Below are 12,285 nucleotides of genomic sequence, written 5' to 3' on the forward strand. Positions count from 1 at the left end.
ATCAGGCGTCGACTTCGGCGTCAGCCAACTCGTCAACGACGGCATTGGCTTTGACCGGCGCGCTGCTGACCAGCAGTTTCTCGCGGATCAGGCCTTCAATAGTGCGCGCCACTTCCGGGTTGTCTTCCAGGTACTTGGCCGAGTTGGCCTTGCCCTGACCGATCTTGTTGCCCTGGTAGCTGTACCAGGCACCGGATTTCTCCAGCAGGCCAAGCTGCACACCCAGATCGATGATCTCGCCGTTGCGGTAGATACCCTTGCCGTAAAGAATCTGGAACTCGGCCTGACGGAAAGGCGGTGCCACCTTGTTCTTCACCACTTTGACGCGGGTTTCGCTACCCACCACTTCGTCGCCTTCCTTCACCGCGCCGGTACGGCGGATATCCAGACGCACCGAGGCGTAGAACTTCAACGCGTTACCACCGGTGGTGGTTTCCGGGCTGCCGAACATCACGCCGATCTTCATGCGGATCTGGTTGATGAAGATCACCAGGCAGTTGGCGTTCTTAATGTTGCCGGTGATCTTGCGCAGCGCCTGGGACATCAGACGGGCTTGCAGACCAACGTGCATGTCGCCCATTTCGCCTTCGATTTCCGCCTTTGGCACTAGCGCCGCCACGGAGTCGATCACGATCACGTCGATGGCATTAGAGCGCACCAGCATGTCGGTGATTTCCAGGGCCTGTTCGCCGGTATCCGGCTGCGACACCAGCAGGTCATCAACATTCACACCCAGCTTGCCGGCGTATTCAGGATCGAGCGCATGCTCGGCATCGACGAAGGCGCAGGTCGCGCCGAGCTTTTGCGCTTCGGCAATGACCGACAGGGTCAGGGTGGTTTTACCGGAAGACTCAGGACCGTAGATTTCAACGATGCGGCCTTTCGGCAGGCCGCCAATGCCCAGCGCGATATCCAGACCCAGCGAACCGGTGGAGATGGCCGGAATGGCCTGGCGATCGTGATCGCCCATGCGCATCACTGCACCTTTGCCGAATTGCTTTTCAATCTGGCCTAGGGCTGCCGCCAAGGCGCGCTTCTTATTCTCGTCCATTTAAGTCCTCACGTAATCAAGAAGGGCCAGCTAGCGGCCACCAACAACTGTATAAGTAGACAGTATTATTCCACAGGGCAAGTCGCCCGCCTACCCCGCGTTTGGATTTTCTTGCGCAAGCAGCCGCAACAGCCCAGCCAGTGCGGCCTCAACCGTTTGTCGGCGAACCTCAGTGCGATCCCCGGAAAACCGGCGACGCGCACTGAATAGCTGCGCGCCGTCGCCCCAGGCCAACCACACCGTGCCTACCGGCTTCTCGACTGAACCGCCATCGGGCCCCGCCACCCCACTCACCGCCACCGCATAACGCGCACCGCTGTGCACCTGGGCACCTCGCACCATGGCTTCGACCACTTCTTGGCTCACCGCCCCGACAGAGCCGAACAACGCCTCAGGCACATTGAGCTGTTTAGTCTTCTGCGTATTGGAGTAGGTGACATACCCGGCCTCGAACCAGGCCGAGCTGCCAGCAATCCGGGTAATCGCCTCGGCAATGCCGCCGCCGGTACAGGATTCGGCCGTACTGACCTGCGCCTGCGCGGCTTGCAGGCCCTGTCCCAGGCGGGCAGCCAGTGCAGTTAAGGAATCCATATGCGCTCCGGGATGAAACAGTTGTAGGGGATACCCTACACTAGGCGCTTTTGCGATTCAGCCGGACAGCTAAAACGATGAGCCAAAGCGACCTCAGTTCTCACACGCCGATGATGCAGCAGTACTGGCGGCTGAAAAATCAGCACCCGGATCAGCTGATGTTCTACCGCATGGGCGACTTCTACGAGATCTTCTACGAGGACGCGAAAAAGGCCGCCAAACTACTGGATATCACCCTGACCGCGCGCGGCCAATCTGCCGGCCAGGCCATTCCCATGTGCGGAATCCCCTACCACTCGCTGGAAGGCTACCTGGCCAAGCTGGTCAAGCTGGGCGAATCGGTGGTTATCTGCGAGCAGATCGGCGACCCGGCTACCAGCAAAGGCCCGGTGGAACGCCAGGTGGTACGCATCATCACCCCCGGCACCGTCAGCGACGAAGCGCTGCTCGATGAGCGCCGCGACAACTTGCTGGCTGCCGTGCTCGGTGATGAGCGGCTGTTCGGTCTGGCCGTGCTGGATATCACCAGCGGCCGCTTCAGCGTGCTGGAAATAAAAGGCTGGGAAAACCTGCTGGCCGAGCTGGAACGCCTGAACCCGGTCGAGCTGCTGATTCCCGATGATTGGCCGCAGGGCTTGCCGGCGGAAAAACGCCGTGGCGTGCGCCGCCGTGCGCCTTGGGACTTCGAGCGCGACACCGCGAACAAGAGCCTGTGCCAGCAATTCGGCACCCAGGACCTCAAGGGCTTCGGCTGCGAAAACCTGACCCTGGCCATTGGTGCCGCCGGCTGCCTGCTGGCCTACGCCAAGGAAACCCAGCGCACCGCCCTGCCGCACCTGCGCGGCCTGCGCCACGAGCGCCTCGACGATACGGTGATTCTCGACGGGGCCAGCCGACGCAACCTGGAGCTGGACGTTAACCTGGCGGGCGGGCGTGACAACACCCTGCAATCGGTGGTCGACCGCTGCCAGACCGCCATGGGCAGCCGCTTGCTCAGCCGCTGGCTGAACCGTCCGCTACGCGATCGCGCCGTACTGGAAGCGCGCCAGGAATCGATTGCCTGTCTGCTGGAGCGCTACCGCTTCGAAACCCTACAGCCACAGCTCAAGGAAATCGGCGACCTGGAGCGTATTCTTGCGCGGATCGGCCTGCGCAATGCGCGCCCGCGCGATCTGGCACGCCTGCGCGACGCTCTCGCCGCATTGCCCACGCTGCAAATGGCCATGGCCAATCTGGAAGCGCCACACCTGGCCAGCCTGGCTGGCACCGTCAGCACCTACCCGGAGCTGGCTGAACTGCTGGCTCGCGCCGTCAATGACAACCCGCCAGCGGTAATCCGCGATGGCGGCGTGCTGAAAACCGGCTACGACGCCGAACTGGACGAACTGCAATCGCTCAGCGAGAACGCCGGCCAGTACCTGATGGACCTGGAAGTGCGTGAAAAGGCCCGTACCGGCCTGGCCAACCTCAAGGTCGGCTACAACCGCGTACACGGCTACTTTATCGAGCTGCCGAGCAAGCAGGCCGAGTCCGCCCCGGCCGACTATATCCGACGCCAGACCCTGAAAGGGGCCGAGCGCTTTATCACCCCCGAACTCAAGGAGTTCGAGGACAAAGCACTCTCAGCCAAGAGCCGTGCACTGGCGCGCGAGAAGATGCTCTATGACGAATTGCTGGAACGCCTGATCAGCCACCTCGGCCCACTGCAGGACAGCGCTGCGGCCCTGGCCGAGCTGGACGTGCTGAGCAACCTCGGTGAGCGCGCGCTGAACCTCGACCTCAACTGCCCGCGCTTCGTCGATGAGCCGTGCATGCGCATCGACCAGGGCCGCCATCCGGTGGTCGAGCAGGTGCTGACCACGCCGTTTGTGGCCAACGACCTGAACCTCGACGATGACACGCGCATGCTGATCATCACCGGCCCGAACATGGGTGGTAAATCCACCTATATGCGCCAAACCGCCTTGATCGTGCTGCTGGCGCATATCGGCAGCTTTGTGCCGGCGAAAAGCTGCGAGCTGTCGCTGGTCGACCGCATCTTCACCCGCATCGGTTCAAGCGACGACCTGGCCGGCGGACGTTCGACCTTTATGGTGGAAATGAGCGAGACCGCCAACATCCTGCACAACGCCAGCGAACGCAGCCTGGTGTTGATGGACGAGGTGGGCCGCGGCACCAGCACCTTCGACGGCCTGTCGCTGGCCTGGGCAGCAGCCGAGCAGCTGGCCAAGCTACGCGCCTACACGCTGTTCGCCACCCACTATTTCGAACTGACCGTACTGCCGGAAAGCCAGCCGATCGTCGCCAACGTGCACCTCAACGCCACCGAGCACAACGAACGCATCGTGTTCCTTCACCATGTACTGCCTGGCCCCGCCAGCCAGAGCTACGGCCTGGCGGTGGCACAACTGGCAGGCGTGCCGAATGAGGTGATCCTGCGCGCCCGCGAGCATCTGGCGCGACTGGAAACCACCAGCCTGCCCCATGAACTACCAGCTACTCAGCCAGGCCAGACCGCCGCACCGATGCAGAGCGACATGTTCGCCAGCCTGCCGCACCCACTGCTGGAAGAATTGCAGAAGATCAACCCGGATGATCTGACTCCGCGCAAGGCGCTAGAGCTGCTATATACATGGAAGACACGCTTCTAACGCTTGCGCGCGCATAACTGTTAGAATCGCGCGCATTTTTATGACTGCCCGACTTAAAGCCTGAGCCGTGGCCATTACCCCTAGCCTGCTAAAGCCCGCATAGAACGGGGCAGGCTGGCGCCCGAGGAGAGAATCAGAAATGACCTTCGTCGTTACCGACAACTGCGTCAAATGCAAATACACCGATTGTGTTGAAGTCTGCCCGGTGGACTGCTTCTACGAAGGCCCGAACTTCCTGGTGATCCACCCGGACGAGTGCATCGACTGCGCACTCTGCGAGCCAGAATGCCCGGCCCAGGCCATCTTCTCCGAAGATGAAGTCCCGGAAGAGCAACAGGAATACATTGCACTGAACGCTGATCTGGCCGAAATCTGGCCAAACATCACCGAGAAGAAAGAATCCCTGCCGGATGCAGAAGAATGGGATGGCGTGAAGGACAAGCTGCAACACCTGGAGCGCTAGTACCTGGTTCACCGAGCTGCACACTAAAAACCCGCCTTGCGCGGGTTTTTACTTTTCTGCAGGCAAAAAATTGTCGGGAACAATTTTTGACGTCGCGTAGCGACGGCCCGAAGGGTGGTCGCCAGGAATCGCGAGCACAAAAAAAGGGGCGGCTCGCGCCGCCCACTCTTTTGTCCCTAGTCCCTTTATTTCCCAGCCCATCATCCTGATGAATCGCGTCTTGCGATGTCCTGATTGTCTTCCTGACAACCCGTGCTTATCCGTTAGCACAGGTGTGATATTAGCGATTTACGGCCCCACCACAAGCCAGGAAAATCGCCTAAAAGCTGTGGTTACGCAGTTCATTTATTTATAAAAAATCAATAAAAACAACAGCTTAAGTAATTAACGAGCGATTATAAGGCCACTCACCGCACCGATTGCTTACACAAGTTGTAAGCAATGGCTTACATGAGCACTCGCAAATAATCGCCAGGAACGATTATTGACCTTGCGCTGCGCGCGAAGCGCAAGGGCACCCACCCTGGACAGCAGACCACCAAGACGCGGGGAGCGTTTTTGCGCGAAGCCAAAAGGGGTGACGCGCATGAATGTGCTGAACACAAAAAACCCGGCCTGAGCCGGGTTGAGTGTTAAAGCAAGGAGCTACTGGAACAACGAGTCACTCGACAGACCATTTTTCTCCAGGATTTCGCGCAAGCGCTTGAGCGCTTCAACCTGGATCTGCCTTACACGCTCACGGGTCAAGCCGATTTCCTGTCCGACCTCCTCCAGCGTGCAGCTCTCATGGCCACGCAGGCCGAAGCGGCGAATCACCACCTCACGCTGCTTATCGGTCAGTTCGGACAGCCACTGATCGATGCTTTGCGAAAGGTCGTCATCCTGCAGCAACTCACAAGGGTCGGTAGGACGCTCATCGGTCAGGGTGTCCAACAGGGTTTTATCCGAGTCCTGGCCCAGTGATACATCCACCGAGGAGACACGCTCATTCAGGCCCAGCATGCGCTTGACCTCACCCACCGGTTTTTCCAGCAGGTTGGCAATTTCTTCTGCAGAAGGCTCATGGTCGAGCTTCTGGGTCAATTCGCGAGCAGCACGCAGGTACACGTTGAGCTCTTTAACCACATGGATGGGTAAACGAATTGTACGGGTCTGATTCATGATCGCCCGTTCGATGGTCTGGCGGATCCACCAGGTGGCATAGGTTGAGAAACGGAAGCCGCGCTCGGGATCGAATTTTTCCACGGCGCGAATCAAGCCGAGATTGCCTTCTTCGATCAGGTCCAGCAGGGACAAGCCGCGATTGACATAACGCCGCGCAATTTTCACCACCAGGCGCAGGTTGCTTTCGATCATGCGCTTGCGACCGGCAGGGTCACCCTTCTGCGCCAGGCGCGCGAAGAACACTTCCTCTTCCGGGGTCAGCAGGGGGGAAAAACCGATTTCGTTGAGGTACAGCTGAGTGGCGTCGAGCGCGCGGGTGTAATCGATGTACTTATGCTGTTTGCTGGCCGTGGAGCCTTTTGCTTTGCTGCGGGAGACTGGCGGTTGCGCTTCTTCGTCTGAATCATCGTCAAGGACAATAGCAGGCTCCATCAGGAGCACTTCATCATCGACGTCAAACTCCGGCGCTTCTTTTTTATTGAGAGCCATTTTTGTTATTCCTTGCTGAGTTCGACAGCAAGCCCTAGCGCGACCAAATCCCTGGTTACACCCGAGCCCGTCCCTCCCACGTGGTGGAGACAGGCTAGCGCAAGATCAACGACGTGGCAGGTATTGCAATGGATCTACAGGTTTACCTTGGCGGCGCACTTCAAAGTGAAGTTTCACCCGGTCGGCTCCTGTGGAACCCATCTCGGCAATTTTCTGCCCGGCTTTGACCTGTTGCCCCTCCTGCACCAACAGCCTGCGGTTGTGTCCGTAGGCGCTTACGTAGGTATCGCTATGCTTGATGATTATCAACTCGCCGTAGCCCCGTAAACCACTCCCGGCGTAGACCACTGAACCATCAGACGCAGCTAAAACAGGCTGGCCCAATTCTCCGGCGATATCAATTCCTTTATTCAAACTGCCGTTTGAGGAAAAACGCCCGATAACGGTGCCGCTGGAAGGCCATATCCAGCCCGATGCAGAGCGCTGCGAGGGTGGCACCGCCGTCACGCTCGGTGGGGTTTTGATCGGCACAGGCGGCTGAGCTTGCGGCGGTTTCGCTGCGACAGGTGCACCGGGACGCGTAGGCGCAACCACAGGGGCCACAGCCACCGGCGGACGGCTGGACGGCTGCCCATCGAAGCGAATCATCTGGCCAACCCGGATCAGATAAGGCGGCGCGATGCCATTGCGCGCGGCCAAGGCCTTCCAGTCCCAGCCGAAGCGGAAGGCGATCGAATACAGGGTATCGCCACGCTGCACCTGATACTGGCCGCGGCTAACCGGCTGACGTTGCGGCACTGGGGCGGCACCAGCATTATTGCGGTCAACCACGTTGACCCCACCGGCTGGCGGCGTGCTCGAGCAAGCACTGAGAAGCGCACTGAGGACAAGGCCACTCAACAGGCATCGTGCACTGCTGGAACGCATCGGCAATTGAATGGCTGTGAAACTCACCCGCATCTCCCTTAGGTAAAACTGACGACTTCTGGCTGGCGTGTATTGTGCCGCAATTATGGGTTATCACCAGCGCTTTGCGGGCTACGCCCGGCCAGCCACTCCAGGCCCAGCACCAGGATGACGCCTGCGAGCGCCAGGCCAAGTGCCATGAGCAACTGCGGATCTTGCCCACTGACTTCAGCAAAGCGCGCAGGCCACAGATTAGCCTGCAACAACGGCACCGACTGCCCGGCGCTATCGACCTGCCAGCTGAGGGTTTCTTTCCAGGGCCAGACCTTGTTCAGCGAACCGAGCATCAGGCCGGTCAAGAACGCCAGGCTCAGGTCACGCCAGCGTGCCAACAACCAGCGTAGAACGCCGGCGAAGCTGACAATACCCACCAGGCAGCCGCTGGCAAAAACGCCCAGCACCAGCAAATCCAATGCCTTTACGGCGCTCAGGATGAAGCTATACAACCCCATCAGCACCAACAGAAAGCTCCCGGAAATCCCCGGCAGAATCATCGCGCAGATGGCAATCGCCCCTGCCAGAAACAGACTCAGCGGGTCATTGCCCCACTGCAGCGGCGACGCGACGGTAATCCAGTAGGCGAAGCCCACGCCAAAGCCAAAGCTCACCAGCCGCGTCCAATTCCAACGCTGAATTTCCCGCACGACCAGATGGCTGGAGACCAGAATCAGGCCAAAGAAAAACGACCACACCGGGATGGGATGTTCGGCCAACAGGTAGGTAATCAACTGGGCCAGGCTCAGCACGCTGGTCAGAATGCCCAGCAGCAACACCAACAGAAAGGTGGCGTTGGCCGCCTGCCAGGCCGCGACAATGCGCCCGCGCAACAGCAGCGCCAGCCCGGCCGGTACGCTGGCGATGGAACGCAGCAGCTCATCATAGATACCGCCGATAAAGGCCACGGTACCGCCAGATACGCCCGGCACCACGTCGGCCGCGCCCATGGCGATGCCTTTGGCATAGAGCAGCAAGTAGTTCTTCATGAAGCCATCCGCAGACAATCGATGAGTCAGGCCAACGGCCCATTGAGCAAGGGCACAAAGCGCACAGCATCGAGCACGTGACGGGAGAAGCCATCCTCTTCGCGGACGATCAGCAGCAACTCCTGCACATCCCCCGCCCCGACCGGAATCACCAGACGCCCGCCTGGAGCCAGCTGATCGAGCAGTGCCTGCGGCACTTGAGCGGCCGCGGCGGTCACGATAATGGCGTTGTAAGGACCCAGGGCATTCCAGCCTTCCCAGCCATCCCCCCAGCGGAACACCACGTTGCGCAGATTCAACTGTGCCAGGCGTTCCTTGGCCTTTTCCTGCAAGCACTGGATACGCTCGACGGTGAACACCCGCTCCACCAGCTGGGCCAGGATCGCCGTCTGGTAACCCGAGCCGGTGCCGATCTCCAACACCTTGTCCAAGGGACCTGCCGCCAGCAGCAACTCACTCATGCGCGCGACCATATAAGGCTGCGAGATGGTCTGGTTGTTGCCGATCGGCAGCGCGGTGTCTTCATAGGCGCGGTGCGCCAGGGCTTCATCGACAAACAGGTGACGCGGCGTGCGGCGGATGGTCTCCAGCACATGGGCGTTGGACAGGCCCTCTTCGTACAGCCGCTGAATCAGGCGCTCACGGGTGCGTTGCGAGGTCATGCCAATGCCACGGTGCTGCAACGGGTCCTGCTCGCGGCGGATCACAGCAGCCCCTCCAACCAGGGTTGCAGGCTGTTGAAACCCTCTTGGAAGGTGCGGTCAAGCTGCAACGGCGTGACCGAGACGTAGCCCTGCATCACCGCATGAAAATCCGTACCCGGGCCGCCATCTTCGGCATCACCGGCCACCGAGATCCAATACCCCTCTTTGCCACGCGGGTTGACCACCTTGACCGGCGCGGCAGCGCGGGCACGGTGGCCCAGGCGGGTCAGCTGGATGCCGCGGATATTCTCCAGCGGCAGGTTGGGGATATTCACGTTGAGTACGGTGCGCGGCGGCAGGTCGAGCTGCTCGTGCGCCTCGACCAGCTTGCGGGCGAAATAGGCGGCGGTCGCCAGGTTATCCGGCAAGCGCGAGAGCAACGAGAAGGCGAACGCCGGGCGGCTCAAAAAGCGCCCTTCCAAGGCAGCGGCGACGGTGCCGGAATACAGCACGTCATCGCCCAGGTTGGCTCCCAGGTTGATGCCCGACACCACCAGGTCCGCCACATGCGGCAACAAGCCGTTGAGGCCCAGGTGTACGCAGTCGGTCGGTGTGCCGTTCAGGCTGATAAAGCCATTGGGCAAGGTATTGGGATGCAGCGGCCGGTCGAGGGTCAGCGAGCTGCTCGCCCCGCTCTTGTCCTGATCGGGTGCAATCACCGTGCACTCGGCATAGTCGGCCAGCGCGGCATGCAGCGCGGCAAGGCCTGGCGCGGCGACACCGTCATCATTAGAAATCAGAATACGCATGGGTTGTCCGTCTGCCCTGCCGGCAACAGATCGACGAGCTCGCGCACCAACACCGTGGCGAAGCATCCAGCCGGCAGGACGAATTCCAGTTGCAGAATGTCAGGCTCAGGATAATGCCACGTCAAACCGCCAATGGGGAGGCGCAGAATACGCCGTTCGTGCGTCATGTCCGCTTCTGCCAACCAGTCGACCAAGACGCTTTCACGCGCACCAATCTGCTGTTCCAGCGCCTGTGCCACACCGCCAGCGGTGGACACGCCTGCGCCCCACAACGGGCCCGTCGGGTGCAGATCGAGAATGGCCAGACGCGGATCGCTGCACTCGGCTTCACCGGCAGCAAAAAAACTGCGGCTGTCGGTAAAGGCCAGCAGATCACCCAGCAGCGCCTGGCTCCAGGTGCCGGCGGCTACCCGTTCGGCCAGTACCTGATTGAACAGGTAACTACGCGCCGCCGAGAGCACCCGCGAACGCACATTGCGCTTCTCCGGCAGGCTCTTGTTCGCCGCAAAGTGGCGGGCATGGGCGACATTGCCGCCCTCGAAGCCAAAGCGCTGCAAGCCGTAATAGTTGGGGATGCCCTGCGCCGCGATCTGCGTCAGGCGCTTGTCCAGTGCCTCGCGATCAGCGACAAGCTGGGTCAGGCGCAGGGTAAAGCCGTTGGCCGCATGCGCGCCGCGCTGCAGTTTACGGGTATGCCGCACCTGCTTGAGGATGCTCAGGCTGGCATCTTCGGCGGCGCTCAGATCGGGATTGGCCTTGCCCGGCAGGTGCAGGCTGAACCACTGACGAGTCAGGGCCTGACGATCCTTGAGCCCGGCGTAGCTGATCAGCCGCAACGGCACACCGGCAGCGCGGGCGATGCGCTTGGCGGCTTCCTCGGTGTTCAGCTCGCGCTTTTCCACCCATAGCCAAAGGTGTTCACCCTCGCCGGCCAGGGGAATATCCAGCACCTCATCGACCTGAAAGTCTTCCGCCACCGCCTTGAGCAACGCGGTGCCACAGGGTTCGCCATAGGCACGCGGGCCGAGCAGTTCGAGCTCGTTCATCGGTTCACCAACAGTGCGACGGCGTGCACGGCAATACCTTCTTCACGCCCGGTAAAGCCAAGCTTCTCGGTGGTGGTGGCCTTGACGTTGACCTGATCCAGGCTCACCTGCAGGTCTTCGGCAATCCGCACGCGCATGCTGTCGATATGCGGGGCCATCTTCGGGGCCTGGGCGACGATGGTGGCGTCGACATTGCCGACCTGCCAGCCCTTGGCGTGAACCAGACCGAGTACATGCCGCAGCAGCACGCGGCTGTCTGCGCCCTTGAAGGTCGGGTCGGTATCGGGAAAGTGCTTGCCGATATCGCCCAGCGCCGCCGCACCGAGCAAGGCGTCGCTCAAGGCATGCAGCAGCACGTCGCCGTCGGAATGGGCCAGCAGGCCAAACTTATGGGGAATCTGCACGCCGCCCAGGGTAATCAAATCGCCCTCGCCGAAGCGGTGTACATCGTAGCCGTGGCCGATACGCATAAAAGACAACGCCCTGAAAAAGTCAGGGCGTGATTCTAACTGAAAGCTGCACGATCAACCCGGCTAGCTGGCCAAGCAAAACGCCTTCTGTCAGCAGCAGTTCAGCTCAATAACGCCTTGGCGTGATGACGCAGGTGGTCATCGATAAAGCTGGCGATAAAGTAGTAGCTGTGGTCGTAGCCCGGTTGCAGGCGCAGGATCAGCGGATGGCCGGCGGCCTGCGCCGCGGCCTTGAGCGCATCCGGCTTGAGCTGGCTTTCCAGAAAATCATCACGGTCGCCTTGATCGACCAGGATCGGCAGCTTTTCCGTCGCCTCGGCCAGCAGCGCACAGGCATCCCATTCGCGCCAGCGCGAACGCTCATCGCCCAGGTAGCGCGAGAACGCCTTCTCGCCCCAGGGGCAATGGCTCGGGTTACTGATCGGCGCAAACGCCGACAGCGACTGATAACGCCCCGGATTGCGCAGCGCGCAGACCAGCGCACCGTGCCCACCCATGGAGTGGCCGCTGATGCCGCGTTTGGCGGATACCGGAAAGTTCGCTTCGATCAGCACCGGTAGCTCCTGCACCACATAGTCGTGCATGCGGTAATGCCGCGCCCAGGGCTCCTGGGTGGCGTTGACGTAGAAACCCGCGCCCAGACCAAAATCCCAGGCTTTGTCCGGATCATCCGGCACCTCCGCACCGCGCGGGCTCGTGTCCGGCGCGACGAGGATCAACCCCAGTTCGGCAGCCAGCTTGTGTGCCCCAGCCTTCTGCATAAAGTTTTCGTCGGTGCAGGTCAGCCCGCTCAGCCAGTACAGCACCGGCAGCCTGACACCCTGCTCGGCCTGCGGCGGCAGGTAGACGGCGAACTGCATATCGCAGTTGAGTGCAGTCGAACGATGCCGGTAGCGTTTGTGCCAGCCACCGCAACTCTTGTTGCTGGAAACGATTTCCAGGGTCATGGAGATGCCCA

The 12,285-nt window shown here is 60.9% G+C and carries 12 protein-coding genes; 2 read left to right on the forward strand and 10 right to left on the reverse strand.

The genetic code is table 11. From position 1 onward, the window contains the following. Position 1: 1 nt before the first annotated feature. Both recA and WBK23_RS05235 read right to left on the reverse strand, forming a co-directional pair. Positions 2–1,051 carry a recombinase RecA gene (recA, locus tag WBK23_RS05230; protein WP_424482913.1) on the reverse strand — a complete coding sequence of 350 codons (1,050 nt, stop codon included), beginning with the start codon at positions 1,049–1,051 and terminating at the stop codon, positions 2–4. Positions 1,052–1,141: 90 nt separating this feature from the next. After that, positions 1,142–1,642, reverse strand: a complete 501-nt coding sequence (locus WBK23_RS05235; RefSeq protein WP_424482914.1) for a CinA family protein — start codon at positions 1,640–1,642, stop codon at positions 1,142–1,144. Between the two features lie 77 nt (positions 1,643–1,719). Between WBK23_RS05235 and mutS the strand changes: the two genes are divergently transcribed. Both mutS and fdxA read left to right on the forward strand, forming a co-directional pair. Further along, a complete protein-coding gene (gene mutS, locus WBK23_RS05240; RefSeq protein ID WP_424482915.1) occupies positions 1,720–4,293 on the forward strand; it encodes a DNA mismatch repair protein MutS in 2,574 nt (857 codons plus the stop codon). A gap of 139 nt (positions 4,294–4,432) precedes the next feature. Further along, the gene (fdxA, locus tag WBK23_RS05245) at positions 4,433–4,756 is read left to right on the forward strand and encodes a ferredoxin FdxA (protein ID WP_424482916.1); all 324 of its coding nucleotides are present in this window, start codon (positions 4,433–4,435) and stop codon (positions 4,754–4,756) included. Between the two features lie 645 nt (positions 4,757–5,401). Here the strand turns inward: fdxA and rpoS are convergent. The 8 genes from rpoS to fghA form a co-directional block, all read right to left on the reverse strand. Then, positions 5,402–6,409, reverse strand: coding sequence for an RNA polymerase sigma factor RpoS (gene rpoS, locus WBK23_RS05250; protein ID WP_424482917.1), 1,008 nt, complete (start codon positions 6,407–6,409; stop codon positions 5,402–5,404). Between the two features lie 105 nt (positions 6,410–6,514). After that, positions 6,515–7,363: a peptidoglycan DD-metalloendopeptidase family protein gene (locus WBK23_RS05255; protein ID WP_424482918.1), complete on the reverse strand. Its 849-nt coding sequence runs from the start codon at positions 7,361–7,363 to the stop codon at positions 6,515–6,517. A gap of 56 nt (positions 7,364–7,419) precedes the next feature. Continuing rightward, complete coding sequence (locus WBK23_RS05260; RefSeq protein WP_424482919.1) at positions 7,420–8,358, reverse strand: DUF368 domain-containing protein; 939 nt, start codon at positions 8,356–8,358, stop codon at positions 7,420–7,422. Between the two features lie 26 nt (positions 8,359–8,384). Beyond that, entirely contained in the window at positions 8,385–9,020 is a 636-nt protein-coding gene (locus WBK23_RS05265) for a protein-L-isoaspartate(D-aspartate) O-methyltransferase (protein WP_424483292.1), read from the reverse strand. A 41-nt stretch (positions 9,021–9,061) separates the two neighbouring features. After that, complete coding sequence (surE, locus tag WBK23_RS05270; RefSeq protein WP_424482920.1) at positions 9,062–9,811, reverse strand: 5'/3'-nucleotidase SurE; 750 nt, start codon at positions 9,809–9,811, stop codon at positions 9,062–9,064. Further along, the gene (gene truD / locus WBK23_RS05275) at positions 9,799–10,857 is read right to left on the reverse strand and encodes a tRNA pseudouridine(13) synthase TruD (RefSeq protein ID WP_424482921.1); all 1,059 of its coding nucleotides are present in this window, start codon (positions 10,855–10,857) and stop codon (positions 9,799–9,801) included. The genes surE and truD overlap by 13 nt, the downstream gene beginning before the upstream one ends. Continuing rightward, positions 10,854–11,327, reverse strand: a complete 474-nt coding sequence (ispF, locus tag WBK23_RS05280; RefSeq protein ID WP_424482922.1) for a 2-C-methyl-D-erythritol 2,4-cyclodiphosphate synthase — start codon at positions 11,325–11,327, stop codon at positions 10,854–10,856. Before ispF ends, truD begins: the two co-directional genes overlap by 4 nt. Before the next feature lie 101 nt (positions 11,328–11,428). Further along, positions 11,429–12,274: an S-formylglutathione hydrolase gene (gene fghA / locus WBK23_RS05285; protein ID WP_424482923.1), complete on the reverse strand. Its 846-nt coding sequence runs from the start codon at positions 12,272–12,274 to the stop codon at positions 11,429–11,431. Positions 12,275–12,285 lie beyond the last annotated feature (11 nt).

This window comes from Pseudomonas sp., assembly GCF_049653025.1.
Taxonomy (GTDB): Bacteria; Pseudomonadota; Gammaproteobacteria; order Pseudomonadales; family Pseudomonadaceae; genus Aquipseudomonas.

Bases quoted from the DNA above. Each gene is read 5' to 3' on its own strand.
- recA (WP_424482913.1), bottom strand. From the start codon at position 1,051: ATGGACGAGAATAAGAAGCGCGCCTTGGCGGCAGCCCTAGGCCAGATT.
- WBK23_RS05235 (WP_424482914.1), bottom strand. From the start codon at position 1,642: ATGGATTCCTTAACTGCACTGGCTGCCCGCCTGGGACAGGGCCTGCAA.
- mutS (WP_424482915.1), top strand. From the start codon at position 1,720: ATGAGCCAAAGCGACCTCAGTTCTCACACGCCGATGATGCAGCAGTAC.
- fdxA (WP_424482916.1), top strand. From the start codon at position 4,433: ATGACCTTCGTCGTTACCGACAACTGCGTCAAATGCAAATACACCGAT.
- rpoS (WP_424482917.1), bottom strand. From the start codon at position 6,409: ATGGCTCTCAATAAAAAAGAAGCGCCGGAGTTTGACGTCGATGATGAA.
- WBK23_RS05260 (WP_424482919.1), bottom strand. From the start codon at position 8,358: ATGAAGAACTACTTGCTGCTCTATGCCAAAGGCATCGCCATGGGCGCG.
- WBK23_RS05265 (WP_424483292.1), bottom strand. From the start codon at position 9,020: ATGACCTCGCAACGCACCCGTGAGCGCCTGATTCAGCGGCTGTACGAA.
- surE (WP_424482920.1), bottom strand. From the start codon at position 9,811: ATGCGTATTCTGATTTCTAATGATGACGGTGTCGCCGCGCCAGGCCTT.
- truD (WP_424482921.1), bottom strand. From the start codon at position 10,857: ATGAACGAGCTCGAACTGCTCGGCCCGCGTGCCTATGGCGAACCCTGT.
- ispF (WP_424482922.1), bottom strand. From the start codon at position 11,327: ATGCGTATCGGCCACGGCTACGATGTACACCGCTTCGGCGAGGGCGAT.
- fghA (WP_424482923.1), bottom strand. From the start codon at position 12,274: ATGACCCTGGAAATCGTTTCCAGCAACAAGAGTTGCGGTGGCTGGCAC.